This is a genomic window from Penaeicola halotolerans, from assembly GCF_016464625.1.
Lineage (GTDB): Bacteria > Bacteroidota > Bacteroidia > Cytophagales > Cyclobacteriaceae > Penaeicola > Penaeicola halotolerans.
Map to the genome: position 1 here is coordinate 1 of NZ_JAEAGO010000003.1, position 24,842 is coordinate 24,842.

General features: G+C 40.0%; 20 protein-coding genes, 2 tRNA genes and 1 pseudogene. 17 read left to right on the plus strand and 6 right to left on the minus strand.

What is annotated here, in order from left to right:
- Window position 1: 1 nt before the first annotated feature.
- Window positions 2–73 (minus strand) — tRNA-Glu (locus I5349_RS07575).
- A gap of 40 nt (window positions 74–113) precedes the next feature.
- Window positions 114–185: transfer RNA gene (locus tag I5349_RS07580), tRNA-Glu, on the minus strand.
- Window positions 186–385: 200 nt separating this feature from the next.
- Here I5349_RS07580 and gap point away from each other — a divergent pair.
- The 6 genes from gap (at window position 386) to lhgD (ending at window position 7,249) form a co-directional block, all read left to right on the plus strand.
- The gene (gene gap, locus I5349_RS07585; RefSeq protein ID WP_226390160.1) at window positions 386–1,387 is read left to right on the plus strand and encodes a type I glyceraldehyde-3-phosphate dehydrogenase; all 1,002 of its coding nucleotides are present in this window, start codon (window positions 386–388) and stop codon (window positions 1,385–1,387) included.
- A 379-nt stretch (window positions 1,388–1,766) separates the two neighbouring features.
- Complete coding sequence (locus tag I5349_RS07590; protein WP_226390161.1) at window positions 1,767–2,264, plus strand: nuclear transport factor 2 family protein; 498 nt, start codon at window positions 1,767–1,769, stop codon at window positions 2,262–2,264.
- Between the two features lie 120 nt (window positions 2,265–2,384).
- On the plus strand, window positions 2,385–4,007 hold the full coding sequence (locus tag I5349_RS07595; RefSeq protein ID WP_226390162.1) for an ABC-F family ATP-binding cassette domain-containing protein: 1,623 nt from the start codon (window positions 2,385–2,387) through the stop codon (window positions 4,005–4,007).
- A 152-nt stretch (window positions 4,008–4,159) separates the two neighbouring features.
- The gene (locus I5349_RS07600; protein WP_226390163.1) at window positions 4,160–5,341 is read left to right on the plus strand and encodes a class I SAM-dependent rRNA methyltransferase; all 1,182 of its coding nucleotides are present in this window, start codon (window positions 4,160–4,162) and stop codon (window positions 5,339–5,341) included.
- A gap of 132 nt (window positions 5,342–5,473) precedes the next feature.
- The gene (msrB, locus tag I5349_RS07605) at window positions 5,474–5,917 is read left to right on the plus strand and encodes a peptide-methionine (R)-S-oxide reductase MsrB (RefSeq protein WP_226390761.1); all 444 of its coding nucleotides are present in this window, start codon (window positions 5,474–5,476) and stop codon (window positions 5,915–5,917) included.
- 135 nt (window positions 5,918–6,052) lie between these two features.
- Window positions 6,053–7,249 (plus strand): L-2-hydroxyglutarate dehydrogenase, encoded by a 1,197-nt coding sequence (lhgD, locus tag I5349_RS07610; protein WP_226390164.1) that lies wholly within the window; start codon window positions 6,053–6,055, stop codon window positions 7,247–7,249.
- Window positions 7,250–7,259: 10 nt separating this feature from the next.
- Here the strand turns inward: lhgD and I5349_RS07615 are convergent, their stop codons facing one another.
- Window positions 7,260–8,231: a YheT family hydrolase gene (locus tag I5349_RS07615; protein WP_226390165.1), complete on the minus strand. Its 972-nt coding sequence runs from the start codon at window positions 8,229–8,231 to the stop codon at window positions 7,260–7,262.
- A 467-nt stretch (window positions 8,232–8,698) separates the two neighbouring features.
- Here I5349_RS07615 and I5349_RS07620 point away from each other — a divergent pair, with 467 nt between their 5' ends.
- Window positions 8,699–10,993, plus strand: coding sequence for a TonB-dependent receptor plug domain-containing protein (locus I5349_RS07620; RefSeq protein ID WP_226390762.1), 2,295 nt, complete (start codon window positions 8,699–8,701; stop codon window positions 10,991–10,993).
- Window positions 10,994–11,137: 144 nt separating this feature from the next.
- Here the strand turns inward: I5349_RS07620 and I5349_RS07625 are convergent, their stop codons facing one another.
- Window positions 11,138–11,485, minus strand: a complete 348-nt coding sequence (locus I5349_RS07625; RefSeq protein ID WP_226390166.1) for a hypothetical protein — start codon at window positions 11,483–11,485, stop codon at window positions 11,138–11,140.
- A 54-nt stretch (window positions 11,486–11,539) separates the two neighbouring features.
- On the minus strand, window positions 11,540–12,778 hold the full coding sequence (locus I5349_RS07630) for a BaiN/RdsA family NAD(P)/FAD-dependent oxidoreductase (RefSeq protein WP_226390167.1): 1,239 nt from the start codon (window positions 12,776–12,778) through the stop codon (window positions 11,540–11,542).
- Between the two features lie 107 nt (window positions 12,779–12,885).
- On the opposite strand from I5349_RS07630, the gene I5349_RS07635 reads away from it, so the two are divergent.
- Together I5349_RS07635 and I5349_RS07640 are read left to right on the plus strand one after the other, a co-directional pair.
- The gene (locus tag I5349_RS07635) at window positions 12,886–13,830 is read left to right on the plus strand and encodes a DNA/RNA non-specific endonuclease (RefSeq protein ID WP_226390168.1); all 945 of its coding nucleotides are present in this window, start codon (window positions 12,886–12,888) and stop codon (window positions 13,828–13,830) included.
- Window positions 13,820–14,545, plus strand: coding sequence for a DnaJ-like cysteine-rich domain-containing protein (locus I5349_RS07640; RefSeq protein WP_226390169.1), 726 nt, complete (start codon window positions 13,820–13,822; stop codon window positions 14,543–14,545). The genes I5349_RS07635 and I5349_RS07640 overlap by 11 nt, the downstream gene beginning before the upstream one ends.
- Before the next feature lie 41 nt (window positions 14,546–14,586).
- Here the strand turns inward: I5349_RS07640 and I5349_RS07645 are convergent, their stop codons facing one another.
- Entirely contained in the window at window positions 14,587–15,435 is an 849-nt protein-coding gene (locus tag I5349_RS07645; RefSeq protein WP_226390170.1) for a pirin family protein, read from the minus strand.
- Between the two features lie 1,241 nt (window positions 15,436–16,676).
- Here I5349_RS07645 and I5349_RS07650 point away from each other — a divergent pair.
- The 8 genes and pseudogenes from I5349_RS07650 to I5349_RS07690 all read left to right on the plus strand — a co-directional run.
- Window positions 16,677–16,937, plus strand: a pseudogene (locus I5349_RS07650) (tyrosine-type recombinase/integrase); the annotation flags it as partial.
- A gap of 238 nt (window positions 16,938–17,175) precedes the next feature.
- Window positions 17,176–17,502 carry a helix-turn-helix domain-containing protein gene (locus I5349_RS07655; protein WP_226390171.1) on the plus strand — a complete coding sequence of 109 codons (327 nt, stop codon included), beginning with the start codon at window positions 17,176–17,178 and terminating at the stop codon, window positions 17,500–17,502.
- Window position 17,503: 1 nt separating this feature from the next.
- Window positions 17,504–18,580 carry a DNA cytosine methyltransferase gene (locus I5349_RS07660; RefSeq protein WP_226390172.1) on the plus strand — a complete coding sequence of 359 codons (1,077 nt, stop codon included), beginning with the start codon at window positions 17,504–17,506 and terminating at the stop codon, window positions 18,578–18,580.
- Complete coding sequence (locus I5349_RS07665; RefSeq protein WP_226390173.1) at window positions 18,570–19,586, plus strand: restriction endonuclease PLD domain-containing protein; 1,017 nt, start codon at window positions 18,570–18,572, stop codon at window positions 19,584–19,586. The genes I5349_RS07660 and I5349_RS07665 overlap by 11 nt, the downstream gene beginning before the upstream one ends.
- A 234-nt stretch (window positions 19,587–19,820) precedes the next feature.
- Complete coding sequence (locus tag I5349_RS07670; RefSeq protein ID WP_226390174.1) at window positions 19,821–20,411, plus strand: DUF6624 domain-containing protein; 591 nt, start codon at window positions 19,821–19,823, stop codon at window positions 20,409–20,411.
- Between the two features lie 375 nt (window positions 20,412–20,786).
- On the plus strand, window positions 20,787–21,263 hold the full coding sequence (locus I5349_RS07680; protein ID WP_226390175.1) for a hypothetical protein: 477 nt from the start codon (window positions 20,787–20,789) through the stop codon (window positions 21,261–21,263).
- A 659-nt stretch (window positions 21,264–21,922) separates the two neighbouring features.
- Window positions 21,923–22,891, plus strand: a complete 969-nt coding sequence (locus I5349_RS07685; protein ID WP_226390176.1) for a virulence RhuM family protein/type II toxin-antitoxin system death-on-curing family toxin — start codon at window positions 21,923–21,925, stop codon at window positions 22,889–22,891.
- Window positions 22,892–23,328: 437 nt separating this feature from the next.
- Window positions 23,329–24,162, plus strand: a complete 834-nt coding sequence (locus tag I5349_RS07690; protein ID WP_226390177.1) for a hypothetical protein — start codon at window positions 23,329–23,331, stop codon at window positions 24,160–24,162.
- The last annotated feature ends 680 nt before the right edge of the window (window positions 24,163–24,842 follow it).

Consider the following 24,842-nt stretch of genomic DNA (forward strand, 5'->3'; position numbering starts at 1 on the left):
GTAGTCCGTACGGGAATCGAACCCGTGTTTTATCCGTGAAAGGGATACGTCCTAACCCCTAGACGAACGGACCATTTCGAAAGGCCGCTATCGCACGATGACGATGTTTAATGTAGTCCGTACGGGAATCGAACCCGTGTTTTATCCGTGAAAGGGATACGTCCTAACCCCTAGACGAACGGACCATTTGACTCTTTGAGGCTTCCCTCCCGAAATGGTGATGCAAATATAGAATTTAGCTTTTGATTCACAAAATGTGACCAAAAAATATTTCGTTTCTACAGCCAAATGGCTGATGCTAAGTAGGAAATCTTTTTCATTGTACATTCTCCCTTTCTTTGCTAATTTCGCATACCAAACCATCATAATAAACCCAGATATCAAGATGTCAAAGATCAAAGTAGCTATCAATGGCTTCGGACGCATCGGTCGCCTGGCTTTTAAACTCCTGCTAAAGCAAAGTAATATAGAGATAGTCGCTGTAAATGACCTCACGACAGACATCCCTACCCTAGCTCACTTACTCAAATATGACTCTGTCCATGGCAAGTTCGATGGCACGATAGAAGTAGCATCAAACGGCTTCATCATCAATGGCTCATTGATCAGGTTGTTTTCAGAAAAAGAACCTAAAAACATTCCTTGGGGATCACTAGGTGTAGATATAGTGCTTGAAGCTACCGGCAGATTTACAGATGAAGCAGGTGCTAGGGGACATTTGATCGCAGGAGCCAAGAGAGTAATCATATCCGCTCCTACCAAAAGTCCTGACACAGTACCTACCGTTGTTTTAGGGGTGAATGACCACATTATCACAGGCCAAGAAAAAATCATTTCTAATGCTTCCTGCACGACCAACTGCCTCTCTCCTATGGCTAAAGTGCTAGATGATCACTTCGGAATTGAAAAGGGCTATATCACTACCGTACACTCCTATACAGGTGATCAAAATATCGTGGACGCTCCGCACAATGACCTCAGAAGAGCCCGAGCAGCGGCATACTCGATAGTACCTACCTCTACTGGCGCTGCTAAAGCTGTCGGTCTCGTTTTGCCACATCTCAAAGGCAAACTAGATGGTGTAGCTATGAGAGTACCGATCCCTGATGGATCCCTCGTTGACCTGACAGCAGTGCTTTCTAGAGAAGTCTCGATAGAAGAAATCAATACTGTGATGAAAAAAGCTGCTGAAGGCCCGTTCAAGGGCATTCTTCAATATGTCACAGACCCAATAGTCTCCATAGACATCATCGGCAATCCTCACTCTTGCATCTTTGACTCGGAACTCACTGCTGTCAATGGCAACTTAGTCAAAGTAGTCGGCTGGTATGACAATGAGGCGGGATACTCGAATAGAATTGTTGACTTGATCAATAAACTAGGTTAAAACTCACATGATTTCACAAAGGCCTCTGAACATCATCCAATCCATGTGTTTCTGAGGCCTTTCTTTTTGACTCAGCACAAAAAAATTATTTCAAAATTTTAATACTCCTCCCTAAAAACTTGTAACTTCATACTGTTGAGAGCAACCTAGTGCAACGAAGCCTAGCATCCCACTCAGCAACTACTCCCATGGCTAAAAGTCAAGACGCAAAGAAAACGACCAAAAAAGAGCCTACTAAGACGCTCAAAGAAAAAAGGCAAGAAAAGCAAAACAAAAGAGATCAAAAAAGCAAACACGATTGATCGACTTTCAAATCCATAAATCAGACAGTAGTTTTAGTAATCACTAAAACTACTCTTTTTTTAACTTCTTCACTCCTATGAAATCTCCAGAGGTACTAATCAAAAATTTCTATGAAGCATTTGCCAATAATGACTTGGAACAAATGATGGCCTGCTATCATCCAGAAATCATTTTTGAAGATCCTGTATTTAGAAAATTGAAAGGTACGGAAGTCAAGTATATGTGGGAAATGCTGCTACTGAGAAGTAATGGCCAACTGAAAATCTCTTTTGAGCAAATAAAAGCTTCCGAATCCAATGGAAGTGCCAAATGGAAAGCTATTTATCCCTTTGGCAAAAAGAAACGCAAAGTGATCAATCACGTAACAGCTCAATTTACTTTCAAAGAAGGCCTCATCTACAGACACTTCGATCACTTTGATCTTTGGAAATGGAGCAGGCAAGCTTTAGGTTTACCAGGCTTCTTTTTTGGATGGACCAAATTCATGCAAGACAAAATCCATCAAACCACAAGATCTCTCCTAGATCAATACATTAGAAAGCGCCTTCATGAGGCTGCATCGGACAATCTCTGAGTCTAAAAATTGTAACACACTGATCAGTAATAATTAATCTCGCTTGCGCTAGGAGTCCATTATTTTGAGGAACATATTTTTCTTATCTTTGCACCTTCAAAATCAAAATAAGCAAACGAAATGATTACTGTTTCTGACCTATCCCTACGATTTGGCAAACGTATCCTTTTTGAGGATGTCAATATAAAATTCACTCCCGGCAACTGCTATGGCGTCATTGGAGCCAACGGTGCAGGTAAATCTACTTTCCTCAAAATACTTTCTGGTGAAATAGAAAGTACTACAGGGCAGATTGCCATCTCTCCAGGAGAGCGTATGGCTACATTAAAGCAAAACCAATTTGAATTTGACAACTACCAAGTATTACAGACAGTGATCATGGGTCACAGCAAGCTGTGGAAGATCATGGAAGAAAAGGATGCTATCTATGCAAAACCTGACTTCTCAGAAGAAGATGGTCTCAGAGCCTCTGAACTTGAAGGGGAGTTTGCAGAGATGGAAGGTTGGAATGCCGAAAGTGATGCTGCATCACTATTGAGTGGTCTGGGGATTTCTGAAGACTTACACTACCTTCAAATGAGCGAACTTGATGGTAAGCAAAAAGTAAGAGTTTTACTTGCACAAGCCTTGTTTGGCAATCCTGACATCCTCCTACTCGATGAGCCTACTAACGACCTTGATATCGAGACAATCAACTGGTTAGAAAACTTCCTGATTGATTTTAAAAATACAGTTATCGTAGTTTCTCACGATAGACACTTCTTAGATACTGTCTGTACACACATCGTGGACATCGACTTTGGTAAAATCCAGACTTACTCTGGTAACTATACATTCTGGTATGAATCTAGTCAGCTAGCTGCAAGACAGAGAGCAGACCAAAACAAGAAAACAGAAGAAAAGCGTAAAGAACTACAAGAGTTCATCGAGCGATTCAGTGCCAACGTAGCCAAATCTAAGCAAGCGACTGCACGTAAGAAAATGCTCGAAAAACTTAATGTAGATGAAATCCAGCCAAGTACTAGAAAATATCCTGGCATCATCTTTAAGCAAGAGCGTGAAGTTGGTGATCAGATCCTCATGGTGGAGCAACTAACCAAAAAAGCAGATGACGGTACTACCCTATTCCATGATGTGAATTTCATGCTTGAAAAAGGTGACAAAGTTGCCTTCATCTCTAAAACAAAGCTCGCAGTGAGTACTTTCTTCAGAACCATCATGGGAGAAGTCAAAGCCGATAAAGGAGAGTTTAAGTGGGGCGTGACCGTTACAAATGCTTACTTACCGTATGACAATGCCAAATACTTCGATGGCAACATGAACCTCATCGAGTGGCTGCGCCAATACACGGCCGAAAATGCTGAAGAAAGCTATGTAAGAGGATTTTTGGGTAGAATGCTATTCACAGGGGAAGAATCTCTCAAAAAGACCAAAGTCCTCTCTGGAGGTGAAAAGGTCCGTTGTATGATCTCCAAAATGATGCTAGCTAACCCAAATGTACTAGTACTCGATGAGCCTACTGCGCACTTGGATCTAGAGTCGATCACTGCTTTTAACAATGGGATCTTAGAATACCCTGGTACAGTGATGATGTCTTCTTATGACCACGCATTTGTACAGTCGGTAGCTAACAGAGTCATCGAACTTACTCCTAAAGGCATGATCGATCGTAGGATGTCTTATGATGACTACCTAGAAAGCGCAGAGATCAACGCACTGAGAGAAAAAATGTACCAAAAATAAATCGCATCATTCATATCAAGAAATCGTCCTCTTATAGCCAAGCACTATTTGAGGACGCTTTTATTTAAGGCTCAGGATATTTTATGAGTACTAGACCTTATAAAATACCCTTGTGACCTTATCTTTAATGAGTCAATTTGTTAAAAGATTCTATGAACTACCCTCAAATATACCTCAAGCCAGGTAAAGAAATTGCTGTCAAAAGAAGACACCTTTGGATATTTTCTGGTGCAATAGCCCGTATGGATGCCGATATCAAAGATGGTGACATCGTCAAAGTCTGTACGCATAAAGGCGCTTTTCTCTGTCTTGGACACTATCAAGACGGTAGTATTGCCATCAGAATTATCGCTTTTGAAGAGCAAGCTATCGATCAAAAGTTTTGGGATGAAAAAATCAAACAAGCACTCAGACTACGACAAGCTTTAGGCCTTGTAAATAGCTCAGAAACCAATGTTTATAGACTTTTTCATGCAGAAGGAGATGGCGTACCAGGACTCATCATCGATATCTATGCACAGACTGCCGTTATTCAAGCACATAGCATAGGTGTATATCTGCAGATAGACTTGATCGCTCAAGCCCTGCAAAACTGCCTTGGAAAGCAGATTAACTGCATCTATGACAAGAGCTCTGAAACACTTCCTAAAAAGTTTGCAGCCCAAATAAACAATCACTTCCTTCTAGGTGAAGCACCTAGTACACAAGTCCAGGAGTATGGTCATCGCTTTCAGATAGACTGGATTACAGGTCAAAAAACAGGCTTTTTCATAGACCAAAGAGAAAATAGAGCTTTACTCGCGCGCTACAGCAAGGGAAAAAAAGTACTCAACACTTTCTGCTATTCGGGTGGCTTCTCAGTCTATGCACTCCAATCTGGTGCCACAGAAATTCATTCAGTAGACATTTCTGCAAAAGCCATCGCACTCACGGAAGAAAACATCGCCCTAAATCCATCTAAAGGAAAGCATGAGGCCATTACGGCTGATGTAGTTAAATATATTAGAGAAATAGGTGATGATTTTGATGTGGTGATACTTGACCCTCCTGCCTTTGCTAAAAGTCAAAACGCTAGACACAATGCCGTCCAAGGATACAAAAGACTCAATGCTGAAGCGCTCAAAAAAATCAAATCTGGCGGAATACTATTTACTTTCTCATGCTCACAAGTAGTAGACAAAGCGCTCTTTGCCAATACCATAGCCGCAGCAGCCATAGAAGTAGGCAGAGAAATCAAGATCCTACACTACCTCTCCCAGCCAGGAGATCACCCGATAAATATCTATCATCCAGAATCTGAATACCTCAAAGGACTCGTACTTTACGTTAGTTAAACAAAGAGTCCTACGAGCCGTTAATCTAAAAAAGCAGAGAATATGAAAAAGTTAATTTATATCATGAGCCTTGCCACCTTAGTCCTAGGTGCATCATGCTCTCAAGCACAAGACAAAAAGATCGAAAAGAAAATGGATAACGGAAAAGTAGCCAAAGTAAGCTTGCCTGAAGAAGAGTGGAAAAAGAAACTGGATCCACTTTCCTATCATGTATTGAGAGAAAAAGGAACAGAAAGAGCCTTCACTGGAGAATACTACCTCAACAAAGAAACGGGTATCTATGAGTGTAAAGCTTGTGGCAATGAGATATTTAGCTCGGAAGCTAAATATGACAGCGGCTGTGGATGGCCAAGCTTTACAGAGCCGATCAGCAAAAATGCCATCAAAGTATCTATGGATTACTCACATGGCATGGTAAGAGAAGAAATTACTTGCGCCAAATGTGACGGACACCTCGGACACAGATTCCCTGATGGACCTAAAGACAAAGGGGGTATCAGATACTGTATCAACTCAGTGTCTATGAACTTTGACAAAAAAGAAGCCTCCAGCGCAAAAGCTAAAAAAGATAACTAAGCAACGCTTAAACAGCTTAAAGCCCTCATGGATAATTTCATGAGGGCTTTTTTTATATAAAAACTCCACAATGAAATTTAGAGAATCTCATTCCTAATTCCGATCCTCTATTATCTTTGTTATCAAATATCAGGTATGAAATACGACATCACGATCATAGGAGGAGGCATTGTAGGCTTAGCTACTGGATTACACCTCATCCAGCAAAAACCCACGCTTAAAATCGCCATTTTAGAAAAGGAATCTAAAGTAGCACTGCATCAAACAGGCAATAATTCTGGAGTGATCCACTCTGGACTTTACTACAAGCCTGGAAGTCTAAAGGCTACCAATTGCATCAAAGGATATCATCAACTGATCAAGTTTTGTGAGGAAGAAAACATCCCATTTGAAATCACAGGAAAGGTAGTCGTAGCCACGAAGCAAGAGCAAGTTCCCCTGCTCAACAACCTACTCGAAAGAGGTCTACAAAATGGCTTAGTCGGAAGTCGAAAAATCACACTAGATGAATTGAAGGAATACGAACCTTATGTACAAGGGGTGGCTGCACTGCACATACCACAAACAGGTATTGTAGATTATAAAAGAGTAGCCGAAGCCTATGCAGAAAAGTTTGAGAAACTAGGCGGGCAGATATTCTTCCAAACCAAGGTACAAGGACTTAAAGAAATCAATGGAGAGACAATTGTAGAAACAAGTCAACACAACTATATAACCAAGCTCGTCATCAATTGCGCGGGTCTCTACTCTGACAAAATCGCCAAGCTAAGCTCCAAGGTAGACTTGAAAATCATCCCGTTTAGAGGCGAATATTTTAAGCTCAAAAAAGAGAAAGAATACCTTGTCAAAAATCTCATCTATCCCGTTCCAGATCCTAATTTCCCATTCCTAGGCGTACACTTCACGCGAATGATGAAGGGTGGTATAGAGGCAGGACCAAATGCCGTGCTGGCCTTTAAGCGTGAAGGCTATAAGCGAACAGACGTCAACTTCGCTGAACTAGCCGAAACACTTGCTTGGCCAGGTTTTCAAAAAGTAGCAGCCAAATATTGGAAGACTGGTCTGGGTGAACTTTATCGCTCTTTTTCCAAGGCAGCTTTTACCAAAGCCCTTCAAGAACTCATCCCTGATATCCAAGAAAGCGATTTAGTAGATGGTGGAGCAGGTGTTCGCGCGCAAGCTTGCGACAGAACGGGTGGGTTGATCGATGATTTCCTCATATTAGAAGAGCCATATGCGATCAATGTCTGCAACGCGCCTTCTCCAGCTGCCACTTCTTCCCTATCTATAGGTGAAACAGTAGCTGGACTGGCACTTAATAGGTTTAAATAAGAGATTTTGCTTACAGTTTAGTCAAAAAATCCCGAATCCTATACTCTGCCCAAGTGAACTCATCTCCTTGGAGCATAAAGCCCGTATGACCTCCTCTAAGTGGTGTCTCCAAATGAATAAAATCATGCGCTTTAGCCAAAGTTACGGGATAACAAGCATCTCCTAAGAGTGGGTCATTCCACGCATTGATAATCAAAACAGGTACATTGATCTGTGGCAAATGAGACTCCGCACTGGCTTTTTGATAAAAATCTGCAGCATCTCTAAAGCCATGAAGCTTAGCTGTATACAGACTATCAAAAATATCAAAAGAGCTTATATCATCTATGCCACTGATATCGAGTCTATCAGGATACTGCGCAGCTTTGAGCTTCATCTTTTCCTTCAGCTTCTTTAAAAAACGATTTTTATAAAAGCTATTTCCTTTCACACTCAGCGTAGCAGCACTGGAAGGCAAACTACAAGGAACAGAATAAACACCTGCACCTCTGATCCTATCTGACAACTGATGTGCTTGCTCACCAAGGTACTTAAGTGTCATGCTACCTCCCATGCTGATACCAGCGAGATAGATCTCCTCATACTGACCGAGAGCCAATACATGATCGATCACAGCAGCCAAATCATCTGTAGCACCATGATGATAAAGCCTAAAAGCACGATTCATTTCTCCCCCACAGCTCCTACAGTTCCAACCCATCACATCCCAACCTGAGCCATTCATGAGCTTAGTCAAACCCTTCACATAGTGCCTGTCCGTACTCCCCTCCAAACCATGAGAAACTATAAGTAATCTCTTCTGACCTGTAGAAATACGACTCCAGTCCAAGTCTAAAAAATCTCCATCTGAAGTATCAATACGCTCCCTTTCATAATTGACCCCTTTTACTTTCCTAAAAAGACTTGGGATGATGGTCTCCATATGTCCATTACGCAAGTAAAAAGGCACTTTGTGATAAGTAGATGATGAGATATAAGGCATAAAAAATTATAAATTCATTAATTAAATAGATACTAATCCAACAAATTTGCAAAGAAAAGAACTATTTACTGAACAGATCGGTTTTAAAAATGATCAGTATAAGACTGGTCATTTAAATTATTTTTAAATCTAAATTTTTAACATGATGAAAATCAAATGGTTAATCATCCCATTTTTACTGTTACTGGGATTTATGCTTGTAGACAAAGTCGTCTATGAAAACAGTAAAACATCTGTTACCGTGGCTAACAACCAAAGGTAACAGAAACCTTCAAAAAAAATCAGCTTCCATTCCTTCAAAAATCCTTGAATTTCCAGCGACTTATCTGTATGATTATAGATAATTTAGCCAATCAATGAGAAGCATTTCCATATTTATTATCCTATTTTTTTGCTGCTGCTTTTCTGCATTTGCACAATCCGTAAAAATCATAGATCAAAAAACATTAAAGCCCATAGAAAGGGTGATGATCACTGATTTGCAAAAAAATCAGTACGTCTTGACAGATGAAAATGGCATATTCAATATCCGTATTTTCCCAGAAAACACGACCCTGGAGATCAAGCATCCCTCCTACGAAACACTCATACTCTCTCCTCCAGCAATCAAAGAAGCCAAATATGTCATTCGGATGCGAGAAAAGGTGATCAACATGTCCGAGATCGTCATTGCAGCAGGCAAATGGGAACAGGATAAAAATGAGATCGCTCATGAGGTAGTCGAAGTAAGTCCTCGAGATATCAATTTCAGGAATCCTCAGACTGCGGCAGATGCACTCTCTGGTAGCGGACAGGTATTTGTCCAAAAAAGCCAATTAGGTGGTGGAAGTCCGATCATCAGAGGCTTCTCTGCCAACTCTGTCCTGATCGTGGTAGATGGCGTTCGTATGAACAATGCCATTTTCAGAAGTGGCAACCTTCAAAATATCATCAACATAGACCCCAATGCCCTAGAAGGTGCTGAGGTTGTATTTGGACCAGGGTCTGTACTCTATGGCAGTGATGCACTCGGTGGTGTGATGGACTTCCACACCAAATCTCCCAAGCTAAGCAGTGACCAAAACATGCTGATGCAAGGCGAAGCGATGACCCGCTACTCAAGTGCAAACAATGAAAATACGGTTAATTTACAATTGAACCTAGCAAGTCAATTCTTTGGGAGTTACACTTCCATGTCCTTCAGTTCCTTTGGAGATCTCAGAGCGGGAAATAGAAGACCAGACAAATACCCAGACCTTTTCAAAAACTTCGATTATGTAGACAGAATTGACAACAGAGATACCATCTTAGTCAATGACAATCCCAATGTACAGATCCCCACAGCGTACGAGCAGGTCAATATCATGCAAAAGTTTCGATTCAGGCCATTTGATGAGATTGACATGAGCTACACCTTTCATTACTCCAATACCTCTGATATCCCACGCTATGATAGACTCATCGAGCGAGAGGAAGATGGTAGCAGAGATGGCGCATGGTACTACGGACCTCAAAAGTGGGTAATGCACCAGTTCAAATCTATCGCCTATACAGACTATAGCTTGATGGATCAGAGCAAATTCATCTTAGCTTACCAGAGATTTGAAGAAAGTAGAAATACCAGAGTTTTTCAGTCGGACAACCTTACTAGCCGCTTAGAAAAAGTGGATGTCGTCAGTATGAATTGGGACATCGAAAAAGCATTTGATGAGGAAAACGAACTCTTCTATGGCTTTGAATTACTCTACAACTATGTGGGCAGCTCGGCTACTAGAACGAATCTAGTAACGGAAGAGCAAACAGCTGCTAGCACGCGCTATCCAGATGGAGGCACTTACTACTACAGTGCTGCCGCTTACTTCAACTATAAGTGGAAATTTAGACCACGTTGGATCATGAACTATGGCGCGAGATATAGCTATGTAGGACTTTTAGGCTATTTTGACAACACCAGCTTCTTTGAACTACCCTTTGACCAACTGTCTCTAGCCAATGGATCTGTCAATGGAAGTGCCAGTATCATCCACCAACCTGTAAATGATATCAAGTACTCCTTGATGGTCTCTACAGGATTTAGAGCGCCCAATCTCGATGATGTAGGCAAAGTGTTCGATTCAGAACCTGGCAATGTCGTAGTCCCAAACCAAGACCTTAAACCAGAATATAGCTACAATGCGGAATTTGGTATAAGCAAAACCTTTGAAGAGAAATTCAAAATAGAAGGAACTGTCTTCTACTCCTACTTATACAATGCCATGGAGCGAAGAAACTTCACTTTCAATGGCTCAGACAGCATCGTTTACGATGGAGTCAATAGTCGAGTACAAGCGATAGTCAATATCGGGCAAGCTTACGTTTATGGAGCTAGCATGAATTTCAAGGCTGCTTTCACGCCAAAATGGTCTGCTTCTGGTGCGGTAACTTATACTTTTGGAGAGGACGCTGTGAGTAATATCCCACTGAGGCACGTCACACCAGTATTTGGTCAGCTGAGCGTCAACTACGAAACGGACAAACTGCAAGTAGAAACTTTCACGCAGTTTAATGGTCCACTACCTTTTGACAGACTTGCCCCATCAGAACAAAACAAACCTTTTCTTTATACCCCTGACGGAGCACTTGCTTGGATCACTTTAAATATCCGTGGAGCTTATAAAATTAATGATAACCTAGAGGTAAATGGAGCGGTAGAAAATATCTTGGATCAACACTATAGACCCTATTCATCAGGCCTGAGCGCACCTGGAAGAAATTTCATATTATCTGCACGTGTGATTTTCTAAAGAAACTTAACAAATATTTTACATGAAGGTATTTTTTTATCACAAAACAAAACTTAATTTTGTGGTAAGTAAAATTTTCTTCATAGGTGTTTGGAATAAAAATAAAGAGAGGATGAGTTTCATCCTCTTTTTTTATGCCCTAAATCAAGCATTTTGCTGGATCACTGCCAAGACTTCGTCACAGCACCTTAGAACATCTTCCAAGCTCTTTTTGACTACTTCAGAAGATTGTTCGTGAGTTTCCGTGATCTGTTTACTTTCATCTAGTGCATTTTTGAGTTGGTTCATCTCAAAAAGCTGTAAAGTAGGCTTGATTTTATGGCGCGCCTGCTTGAGCAAAATCAAATCATAGGAAGCAATTCCCTTTTGATATGTTTCCTTTAGCTCTGTAAGGGAATCTTGGAGTGCCAAAATCAAATCTTGCTTAAACTCCTCATCACCCTCAGCAGTTTCTAATATGCGCTCATAATTCAAGATGTCATTGGACAACATAGATGTGTTGGTATTGTTAGGTTTATTGGCTAAAAACTAAAGCAATCCAAATTATCAAATTCCCTTCAGATTTCCTAAAGCAGACTTACCTGAAACATATCCTGTAGACCAAGCCGCCTGAAAATTAAAGCCCCCCGTGATCCCATCTACATCAATCACCTCCCCTGCAAAATACAAATTAGGCACTTTACGGCTCTGCATGGTATGAGGATCGATATCACTCAGTGCTACTCCCCCAGCGGTGACAAATTCCTCTTTGAAGGTCGTTTTACCTGACATCTCAAAGTCAGCGCGACAAAGCAGCTCTATGAGTTTATTCATGAGCTTTTTGCTACAATCAACCCAGCGCATATCCTGCGGAATCTCTGCGCGAGTAATTAAAAATACCCAAAGCCTACTAGGAAGTTCAAATTGAGGATGTGACACGATCAGCTTTTTAGGATTTTCACCCTTATACTTTTCTAGCGCAGCTCTAGCATCATCTTCTTTGACGGCTGCTTGCCAGCGCACCAACACTCTACAGCGATAGTCAATTTCTTCAAGCCAGCGAGCACCCCAAGCTGAAAGCTTCAAAACAGCCGGACCACTCATTCCCCAGTGGGTAATCAGCAAAGGTCCCTCATATTCTAACTTGGCACCCTCGATCTTGACATAAGCCGATGGTACAGCCACACCGCTCAAGCTAGTCACTGGGTCTTTGGGGTAGTTGAAAGTAAAAAGAGAAGGTACTGGTGAAGCGATCTCATGACCGAGCGATTTGAGCCAATCAAAGTGAGCTAACTTACTCCCTCCGCCCGTAGTCACGATCACTGCATCGAAGTTTCCCAAGTCTTTATTTGAAGCTAATCTTATCTGTCCACTCGGGAGTGGATCTATCTGGAGAATAGGTGTCTGAAGCTGCACACGTACGCCTAACCTATCTGCTGCTTGCGTCAAAGCCTGTATGATAGAAGCCGAACGATCTGTCACTGGAAACATCCGCATATCTGGCTCCACTTTGAGCTTGACACCCCTAGCCTCAAACCAAGCGATGGTATCCTTGACAGCGAATTGCTGAAAGACTTTCTTGAGAAATTTCTCTCCTCTAGGATAGTTTTTGACCAGTTTACTGATCTCAAGCGTATGATTGGTCACATTGCAACGTCCACCACCAGAGATACTCACTTTGGCGAGTACCTTGCTGGTCTTTTCAAAGATCGTGACTGAAGCTTTAGGAGAAGTCTCTGCAGCGTGGATCGCAGCAAAAAAACCTGCGGCTCCTGCTCCTATGATGGCTATGCGGGGCTGTTTCACTGAGCAAATATAAGTAATCCTACGAGCCAGACCTTAGCCCAGAGATTTATTAAATATCAAGAAGGCTTATAGATTAGCTCGAACATATTTTGATTATTTTTGAATCGATGGCAAAGAGCACTCGGCAAAGAAGAAAAAATACCTCAAGCAAAAGTAAGAAATGGATCAGCATCGCAAGTATGATCACTGGATTGATACTGATCATGATCCTCAGCACTTGCGCAGTGAAGGTCTACCAAGACAGTAAGTCCAAACTACCCACAGTAGAGGAAATCTTTTCCCCTAAAGAAGCATCGCCTCCTGTTGAAAATAAGAATCCTACACAGCCAAATACTACAAACACAGCTTGGGAAGCTGCTCTCTTTGAAAACTTCTCTCTAAGCTACCCTACAGTCAATAAAGCGGGAGAACTCATAGAGCATAGTGCCTATACCCTCTTCTATGATGAACCCACAGAGCAGGCTGCTTGGGTCATCTACAAACTAGAAAGTACGGAGCTCAATGGTGCCGCTGAGCGCTCAGATAATTTTAAAATAGACCCTAAAGTGAGTACGGGCTCAGCACATCCTGATGACTACTTACGATCGGGCTATGATAGAGGTCATCTAGCGCCTGCGGCAGACTTTTCCTTCTCTGAGACAGCCATGCAAGAGTCTTTTTACATGAGCAATATGTCGCCTCAAGCACCTAGCTTCAATAGAGGCATCTGGAAAAAACTGGAAACCCAAGTGCGCTACTGGGCTAGCCAATATGAGACGCTCTACATCGTCACAGGCCCTGTCTTTGAGCAAAGCCCACAAACGATCGGCAGCAATCAAGTGGCAGTGCCTACTCACTATTACAAAGTAATTTATGATCTCAAAGGACCTAAATACCAAGCAATAGCATTTATATTTGAAAATAAGAAACTAGATAGACCTTTGACCGAGTTTATCGTTTCAGTAGATAGCGTAGAATCTTTGACTCAAATAGACTTCTTTCCGTATCTTCCCGATAGTTTAGAAAACATACTTGAAAGCAAAGCCACTAAAACACCTTGGTTTGAAGAATAAGCAATATATGAATAAGTATTTACTCCTACTGATCCTCTTCCTAGGGATGCAGTCGGGAATAGCACAAGTCAGACTCACCCAAAATCCAGCCGATAGACTCCTCGAGCAAGCAGTCCAAAAGATGCAAGTAGCCGACTATGAAGGCGCCAATGAGATCTTTAGAGATATCCTCAATAAGGGCTACAATATCCCCGCAGAGATGCCTTACTACTTTGCAGAGACACTCTACATGATCAAGCAGTACTTCAATAGCAAAAACTTCCTAGACAAGTACTTCGAGATCAATGAAACCAATGGGGATAACTATGAAAAAGCCCTAGAGCTCAATAATCTCCTCAAAGCACCCCTGCTCAGCATCTCTAACTGTAAACTTTGTGATACCAAAGGCTATCTCTACGAAATCTGCGGCACTTGTAAAGGCGCCAAAGAAAGCACCCAAACTTGCAACCTCTGTCGTGGCATAGGCATCATCTCCTGCACCACTTGTAGTGGAAAAGGTGTCATCACCAAAGTCAACGCACTCGGCATCAAAGAATTTTACGAGTGTACCCGCTGTGAAAGCAAGGGCCGACTCACCTGTACTAAGTGTGAAGGATCTAAATTGATCTTTACCGCATGCATGAACTGCGGAGGTGCTGGCAAAGTAGCCGGTACAAGCATCTGCACACATGAAGGCGCAGATTTGGACCATGACCATGAAGGCCATCAGCATTAAATCGAAAAAGGTGATCAAATGATCACCTTTTTTGCTATCCTTTAATCCCAACTACCAAATTTACCATCTTGATAGTCTTGATAAGCTTGCATGATTTCCTCTCGCGTATTCATGACAAAAGGTCCTTGAGCCACCATCGGCTCATTATGCGGCTTAGCATGTCCTAAGAGGATGATGCTATCTTCTAGCGCTTCTACCGCTAGTGCATCCCCCTCATTTTTAAATTCTACCAGATTTCTAAAGGGCACTTCTTCCCCACTCACCTTGACCTTTCCTCTGACTACATAAAAGAAGATATTCTCCTCAGCAGGGATCATTTTTTCAAAAGAACCTCCTGACTGCATCGTGACTGTATGCAGCGAGATTGGAAAAAGCGTCTCAAAGCTACCTGCTACATCATCCCAACCGCCAGCGATCACTTGCGCACTGACCTTTTCATTTACTTGGATATGATTCATCTCAGACTTTTGCTTTCCGATATAGCGCGGCTTGGTCATCTTTAATTTAGCAGGAAGATTAACCCAGAGCTGCAGGATCTCTAGATCTCCACCCTCGCGCTTAAACTTATCCGAACTCACCTCTGCATGGATCAAACCACTACCCGCTGTCATCCACTGAATACCACCAGCCTCGATCACACTCTGATGCCCACCAGAGTCTTGGTGCATGATATCACCCTCTAGGATAAAGGTCACCGTCTCCATCCCCCTGTGGGGGTGTGGTCCAAAAGGCAAACCCTGATTATTCGGCTTATAGGTCTGATGGCCATGGTGATTCAAAAAGATAAAAGGATCGACCTGCTGTAGCTGATAGCTAGGCATCGGACTGTATGTGATCAAGTCTGCGATCGGTCTATAGTCTGCTGGATGTATGCGTTTGATAGGTCTCATAATTACTTTATTGATGTATATACATATAATACAAAGTCTATGAATAAAAGTTCAGAAAAATGAGGAGAAATTGACCCACTAGTCCTCGTTTGCAACGAGGATTTTTGAGGTTGGCATTTCTAATGCCTTTGACATAGACTTTTTTATAGCCTCTAGTTGGGAAGAAGGTGGTCGAACCCGCCTCCAGAAGGGGTTGGTAATGGTAGGGTTATGATGATCTGGATGCTTCGGGTCAAGCCCTCGCATTTACCTCCCGCAGGGATGGCCTGCCTCCAGAAGGGAGGATGACGTACCCCGTCTGCATTGTCATACCGCACGTGCGGTATCTCGGAGTAGCGCGTTTGTGCACGGTTAGGGCTAGCTGGTCGCACCTGCCTCCAATAGAGAGGGTATACTTTTGAACAAAAGAGGTCATGATCCCGAAGTGGGTCATATATTTGTAGCAATTAGATAGCAGGTAGTTAACGACCCCGAAGGTGGTCGAATAGATGATAAAGTTTTTAGTTTTAGAATAGCCTCATTCGATACATACTGCGACCAGTTAACCGAATAAATACAGTATAATTTCTGCTTTGAGACCCTTCCTATCGTCAGGGTGACAAAACGGGCATTTTACATCAAACCAGCATTTCAATAATTGTTAACGACATGAAGTATCCCTATTAAGACGTACTCAGCCTGCCTTGTCATGCTGACGAAGGAAGCATCTCGAAGTAGCGCGTTTATATACGAATAAGGTTTGCTGGTCGCAGACAATATGGGATTAGATGCTTCTTATCTTATATATGATACGACCACCTGGTGGCGGTAGGTCAGTAGCACTTCTGCTAAGAGATTTTCCTCATGGGAGGTTGTTAGGATGCATCAATAAATGAGAGGCGTTATCACACGCTACAGGTTCGATTTATATGTTCTTACAGCACCTCTAAAAAAACTGTGATTTTTGTCCATTTTTAAGAATTCATAGCATTCTGAGGATTTGCGCAAAGTGCCTTTTTAGGGGTGGCACAAAGCGTCTCGAAAAAAATAATGTCGAAGTATAGTCGAGGAAGAGTCGAGGAAGAGTCGAGGATAACCCTGGGGAAACCCTAGGTAAAGTCGGAGAAACACCAACTAAATACCACAGATTCTGGCAATAGTGAAAGTTTTAAGTCTTTTTCACATTCAAAATATCACTTGTACTTTTTGGGGAGGTAATTTCACTGAGATTTTGCTAGTATTGGCTACATACTTTTGGTTGAAAAGGGCATCCAAATAAGCCTTATGATGCAAGGAGTTTGCAACAAGTCTTAAAACAAGCTTTAGAAAAAGCAGGCATCAAAAAACCTGTGATACCACATTGGTTGCGTCACTCTTATGCCACTCATCTATTAGAACGAGGTACTGACTTAAGACATATTCAAGAACTACTAGGTCATAACTCGAGTAAAACTACTGAAATATATACACACGTTAGCTTGCGCTCATTACAAAATATCGGATCACCATTTGATGATCTCTGAAAAAACCGTAGTTTTAATAAGCCTGACAAAATACGAGAGAAAACCAGGCTTATCCACCCATAATTGGTGGGCTAAGCCTGATAAGGGTCAGGGGTATATACAAGTTAGCGCCAATGCTGAAAAACTGACAGCAAACAACAAACTAACACTAAGAAATTATAATTGAAGACAAAAAAACTTGACAGAAAGAACTTTTTTGTATTTTTGACAAAAATGTCAAGGCGTAATTTTCAAGAACATGAAAGAAACATTTGGTGAATATATCCACAAACTAAGGACTGAGGGTTGCATGACTTTGACAAAGTTGGCTGCCGCTTTAGACCTTGACCAATCGACACTCTCTAAGATTGAGAATGGCAAGAGAAATATACCAGCTGAAATACTACCTAAACTTGCTTTAACTTTTTCTTTAGACATAAAAGAACTCGAAAAAGAGTACTACAGCGAAAAAATTGCTGAAATAATTTATTCTTATGACGAGCCTAAAAATGTTTTAAAACTTGCGGAGGAAAAAGCCAAGTATTTTAAATTAAAAAACATCAAACAAGGAGAAATAAAATTCTAATATGAAAATAGAAAACATAGTCGAAGAACCTCAATTGCGATTTGAGACTCCTTTACCAAAAATTAAAAAAGGAAAATCCCCTGATAAAATTGAAATGATTTCTCTTTTTTCAGGATGTGGCGGAATGGATTTAGGCTTTCATTTATCTGGCTTTGATATAAAGTGGGCTAATGATTTTGATAAAATGGCTTGCGAAACATACGCTAAGAATATCGGAAATCACATTGTTCATGGTGACATTACTGAATTAGACTACAAACAAATTCCAGATGCTGATTTGGTTATAGGAGGCTTTCCCTGTCAAGACTTTTCAATGATATGGAAACGAGGAGGAATTAATACAGATAGAGGCAATCTTTATAGAAACTTTGTGGAAATTGTTTCTTTAAAAAACCCTTTGATGTTTGTAGCAGAAAATGTAAAAGGTATTTTGACAGCCAATAAAAAACAGGCAATAAAACAAATAATTAAAGACTTTTCGGAAACAGGCAAATATGGATATACAACAACACCATATTTAATAAATTTTGCGGACTATGGAGCACCACAATTACGAGAAAGAGTTCTGATAATTGGTGTTAGAAAAGACATAGATACATTTTTTGACATACCATCTCCTACTCACTCACCAACAAATTATGTTTCAGCAAAAGAAGCATTAAAAGGAGCACATAAAGTTAAACACAACAACGAACATCAAAATATTCAGGAAAGTACAATTGAAAAATTAAAATTAATTCCACCAGGTGGCAATTTCACAGACATTCCAAAAAGTTCTCCTCATTATGTTAAAGGCATGATTTCCCATGTTTATAGACGACTACACCCAGACAAGCCATCTACAACAATAATTGCTGCGGGCGGTGGTGGAACTTGGGGTTATCATTTTGACGAGCCAAGACCATTAACAAACAGAGAAAGAGCAAGGCTATTTGGTTATCCAGACGACTTTGTATTTGAAGGAAGTATAACAGAAGTAAGAAAACAAATTGGTAACTCAGTTCCTCCAGCAGGAATTTTACCAATTGCTAAACACATAAAATTATTTTTAGAAGCCGTTAAAGCCAATGTTTACTAATTTATCACATCACGGAGGAGATTTTAGGGATATTCTTGACAATGAATTTCCAAAGGCAAAAAATGTTTGTATTGCTTCGGGCTATGCTTCTTTAGATATATTACACGCATATGAAACAGAATTTTTAAAAATCGCAAATAAAGGTGGAATTTCTAAACTACTTTTAGGCATGGCGTTTTATGAAGGCTTGAGTTCTAAAAAACTTGATGCTGCAAATGCCTTGAATGAAAAATTGAAGAAGTTTAAGAATGGTTCAGGCGTTTATGTAACTAACGGAAGGCGTTACCATGGAAAAGTCTATTGGTTTGACCAAGAAACAGATACTAACATCTATGTTGGTTCTTCCAATTTTTCATCAAGTGGAACAAGAGGTAATATAGAATGTACAATCCCTGTTTCAGACAAAAATCAAAAACAATCTGTTATTAAGTTTCTGAATGACCTTTATTCTCCAACTCATGCAATTACAATCGACAGAGCAGAAATAACCGTTCCAGGCAAGAAGAAAGTAGTTTTAAAAACGGTTGAGAATTTTTGGAATGCTTTGAAAAGGTATGACCCTAAAACAATAAATATTGCAACACTTCCAAAATTCGAGTTTCCACTAGAAAGAGTGGCAGAAATGGAAAAATCAAACCTTAATGTTTATTTTGGAAAAGGCAGACTTAATACAAAAAACGGCAAAATAATTCCGAGACCTTGGTATGAAATTGAATTGATTGCAAGTAATGACTTAAACTCTCAAGTTTATTATCCTAAAGGTGACTTTTTAGCCTATACAGATGACGGTTACATTATTCCAATGCGAACCCAAGGTGATTACTACAAAAACATAAGGTCTAAGCAAAGTTTACAAATTTTTGGTATTTGGCTTAAAGGAAAACTTGAAAGAAGTGGAGCTTTATCTAAATACGAGCCCGTAACGCTTGACACATTAGAAGAGTATGGAAACAATAAACTAGGTTTTTACAAAATTGAAGAAGGTAAATATTACATGACTTTTTAACATATGAACAGCAAGACGTTAGACCGACAATTAGACGAAAAAAAAGAAGCACTATGCCCAATCGAGTAGACTGCCCCGCCAGTAGATACTGACGGGGAGAGCCTCTCACACCACTGTACGTACGGGTCTCGTATACAGCGGTTCATTGAATTGTAGGTTGCGTTTTGAAATGCTCCGAAATCCGCCACTGCGCCAAGCTCCAAAAGTTATATGTGATATATATAAACTAAAACAATGAAAAAGAAGAAAGTATTCCTCACCATTTTTATATCTCTATTATTGATAGTATCAGTATTTTTATTTATCAACAGAGATAATTTTGTTTATGTTGGTTCTGTGGACTACGTTGAAGTTGACTGCAATAAGAAAAGCCAAATACTTAGTGAAGTCTATATAAGTGACCAAAAAATAAGACGAGAGAACAACCTAATTAAGTATGCAAAAGAAGACCATAGAAATCAAGAATTGATCATAAGTATACTTGAAAAATGTGGAATGCCGACCTTAAATGAAGTAAATCAACAGCAAATGAATGCCATCTGGCTGGGATTACAACATACTGAATATAAATATAGAATAAAGTATTTTCCTCTCATTGAAAAAGCTGTCAAAAATGGCGACTTAAGCAAAGAACAATACGCTTTAATGAAAGATAGAATTCTAATGGATGAGGGTAAACCTCAAATTTTTGGAAGCCAAATGAAGAATGGTAAATTGTATGATTTAGAAGCGCCAGAAACTGTCAATGAAAGAAGACAGGAAATGGGATTAGAACCGATAGAAGATTATCTAAAAAGATATGACATAACATTTAACCCTAACTAGAAATACCACACACAACAGCGCCTACCCAAAAGTGGCGGTTCAATGGTTCAATCAAGCAAGTGGAAAGGGTACCCACTAGTCCTCGTTTGCAACGAGGATTTTCGAGACTGGCATTTTTAATGCCTATACCCTGCTCACTAAAATATCGTTCCCACTAGGTAGTAATGATCTTATATGCACTCAGCAGCTTTTAGGACACAATAGCAGTAAAACTACTGAGATATACACACACGTAAGTCAAAAATCCATTCAACAAGTGATAAGTCAATTAGAAGATTTAGACTTGTAGAGAGAAAAAACCAGACTTATTTGTTATAATTGGTAGTTAAAGTCTGGTTTTTCCAGACATATATTCAAGTTGTGCCTAATTTGAAAATGAAGATATTCCCGACAAAAGAAATTAGCTTCCGACTTATCGACAGTCACGATGAGACTTTGGACAGACTGAAAAGAAGAACAGAACCCTCTGAAAATGTGACTTCTCAATACACCGACAAATCATTCCGTGGAAAAATAAATGGGACAAGATTTAAAATCATATCCTCAGCTATCGGACGTGGTGCTTTCTGCGTACTGACAGGTGAAATTGGTTCTGACCAGGGAAACGTAAGAGTTGAAATTCATAATGTATTTAAAGTGCTATTGAGCATTATTCTTTTATTTCCAGTAATCGGACTAATAATCGCTCTGATAAATGGGACAGAAGATTTTTCACCGATATTTATTGTCGTTGTGATCCTACAGATTTTATTCATTAGACTTCTGTTCATTGGACTTGCATTTCGATTTCTATCAAAGTCAAGTCTCAATAGATTTCGAGATGTATTGGACATTGAATGGAAAAAAAACTAGGCACAACACAGCATATAGCTTATGGCGGGTGAACGGCTGCCAGCAAGGTTTTCGCTTCGTAGCCAACTTAGGTTTCGGTGGACAGGAAAGTGCTTCGAAACCGCTACAAGCCATATGCAAACCGTTATAATAATTTTAATCTTTTGTTCATTTTATTAAGTTCTACATTGGCTACGTTTCATACACCCAACCGTTATGGGCAATTATGCAATTCCAGAGCATAACTAATTCAGGATTAAGTCGTAAATTAAGATTTGGAATAAATAGAAAATATGATAATTGAAGCAGGACAGTTACCTGACATCAATCAATTGCTTTTAACTTTGCAACGTCAATTCTCCAATTACAAAGTTTATACATTTGGCTCTAAGCCTCATAAAAGTATAATTGTTCAAAAATCTGGCATAATTGGTGCCCAAATAACCCTTCGTAATAACGAAATAATGGTTGATGCATGTAGCCCAAACATATTTGTGTCAGGCATATTAGGTGCATTAAGTGCTATTTTCCCACCCTATATTAATTTCGAAATAAAGATTACAGATTTCTTGAAAAGTAAGTACAATTGATAATTTTTTCCAGCTGTCGAGAAGACAAGAAGTTTATTTAATCAAAGATCTCAAAAACTCAACGCAATGAAATTAGGTCAGATATAGCTCATGAAGCAAACAGGTGAAATAGTGATTTATCAGTCAGGTCAAGACGCACCTACTATTTACGTGCTTCTTGAAAATAACACCCTTTGGTTAGATCAATATCAGATTTCTGAATTGTTTGGCACTGACAGGACATCAATCGTTAGGCATATCCGAAATATTTACAAAACCTCTGAATTGGATGAAAAGGCAACTTGTGCAAAAATTACACAAGTTCAACAAGAGGGAGAAAGAACGGTAAAGAGACAGGTAAAAATCTACAATTTGGATCTGATTATTTCTGTAGGTTATCGAGTCAACTCCAAAAAGGGTACATTCTTTAGAATTTGGGCTAACAAGACCATTAAAGATCATCTGGTAAAAGGCTATACGTTTAACGAAAAGAGGTTACTCGAACTTCAAAAAACAATAAAACTTGTTAATAGAACAATACAAAGTCTTGGTTCAGACGATCAGACTAAAGGTATATTTGAAGTTTTAGCTGAATTTTCGACTGCTTTGGATATTCTGGATGATTATGACCATCAAAGATTAAGTTTATCCGATACCCCAATCCAAGCAACTTTTAGAATAACCTACGAGGAAGCAAAACATGCTGTGGATGAATTAAAGAAAAGATTCGGTGGGTCAAGTCTTTTTGGAAATGAAAAAGACCAATCCTTTAAGAGTTCAATTTCAGCTATCGATCAAACATTCGATGGCAAAGAATTGTATCGAAGTTTAGAAGAAAAAGCTGCTCATCTTTTATATTTTGTTGTGAAAAATCATTCATTTTCAGATGGAAACAAAAGAATTGCAGCCTGGCTATTTATTTGGTATTTGGAAAAGAACAAAAGTTTGTATTATCCAGATGGTACTAAAAGAATCAGTGAAAGCGCATTGGTTGCTTTGACTTTGTTAATTGCTGAAAGTAAGCCTGAAGAAAAGGAAATGATGATCAATGTAGTCGTAAATCTTATAAACCGAACATAGAAAGAAGAAAAGCCCATAACAGCACCTACCCAAAAGTGGCGGTTCAGTAGTAAAATCAAGCTTTGTGCTTCTATCAAAGTTTATACTCGGCTGATCCCGCATGTGCGGGACTTCAAAATACGCTTCTTCCCAACTAGCCCCCATTCACAACCAGTATTTTTGAGACTGGCATTTATAATGCCTGTAACCTACCCACCAACATATCCCCTCTATTCAAACCCTCTCAATACCAAAAAAATACACACAGCTTTTTGAATATCTTATTGGAATAGCCTATTTTTATAAGGGTTAAATCAAATATCTACTGAGAAGGACATCTTACAGATAGAAAACCAATTAAATTTTTGTATTTACCAAAAAGTCGAGAGCATGAAGAACACCTGTTTCCTTGATGAACTTTTACTGGACAACTAGATAAATCGCTAAACATAAGCTGTATGATGAAAAAACTACTCATTTTTTTAATTCCTGTGTTGGTCCTCTCCTCTTGCTGGACAGGCAAACACACGATCATCGTCTATAGAAGCCCTAAAAATATTGATCAAGCTGAATTTGTAAACAACGAAGAGCAATCAGCACTGGCCTACACCGCCTTGAATGATGAAGATAGTGAAAACCGAAAGCAAGCGGTAAGAGAATTGAATTCTCAATCTACCCTGTCGCATGTAGCCCTTAATGACGCGGATAGTGAAGTGAGGAAATTAGCCTTGAGCAAATTGATAAGCCAGTCAGCCATATCTTATATGGCTTTAAATGACAAAGACGTTGAAATCAGAAAGATAGCCTTGAGCAGAGCGATGTCTCAGTCTACGATTTCATCAGCTGCACTCAATGACCCTGACAGTGAAGTCAGGATGTTGGCCTTAAGTAAAGTAGCCAGCCAATCAACTTTATCTTCAGCGGCTTTAAATGATAAAGACGTTGAAATCAGAAAGCTAGCCTTAAGCAGAGTCGCTTCTCAATCTACCCTTTCCTCAATAGCGCTGAATGACAAAGATAGAGACATGAGAGCATTAGCCTTCGGTAGAGTTAGTAGCCAATCAACCATCGCTACTGTAGCCCTAAATGATCAGGACGTAGAACTTAGAAAACTCGCTGTAAGAAGATTAGCATCTCAATCGGCACTTGCCTCAGTTGCACTTAATGATCCTGACAGTGAAGTGAGGAAATTAGCTGTCAGCAAATTAAATAGCACTTCAACACTCTATCAGATAGCCTTAAATGATGAGGATAGTGAGATTCGAAAATTAGCAGCAAAACGATTAGAATAATGGAATTTGTAATAGTTGGACTAGTGGCGATTTTTAAAGTTTCCGTTTTAGCGGTCATTGTCTACCTCATTTGGAGACTAGGATTTAAACAAGGTAAAAAATCGATACAGAAATAATCGCAAAGACACCTAATAGGGCGTCTTAAACTAGTCCTCGCTTCCAAAGAGGATTTTTGAGACTGGCATTTCCCAATAGCTTGGACATATCCCCATTTCATAGCCTCCTGCTTTAGCTGTAAGTATTTCAGATCATAGAGTAGAGACCATTAGGCTTTAGCCAAATTATTTATTCGACCCGCTTCGAGGTCATGAATCATCTTTTAAAATACGTATGTCCGTTTTATCACCCTCCCTTCAGGAGGCAAGCGGGGTACGTCATCCTCCCTTTAAGAGATAAATGCGAGGGCTTGACCCGAAGCAATCTAGATACCTACTGATTGCACTGGATAGCTTCGCTTGTGGCTCGCCCTTGCCGGCCACTTTTGGTAGGATGACTGTAAACTGACAGGGTAATATACCGTCAGCTGGCCGCACCCATAACTCATCACTCATAACCCATAACTTATACCCCACTCATAACTCACCTTTAGCTCCTCAATCTTCGCCAAATATTATTTTGTAAAACTGACAAAAACAAACAATCGATTTTTCGCAATCCTCGAAATTCCCCGTTTTTTTAAC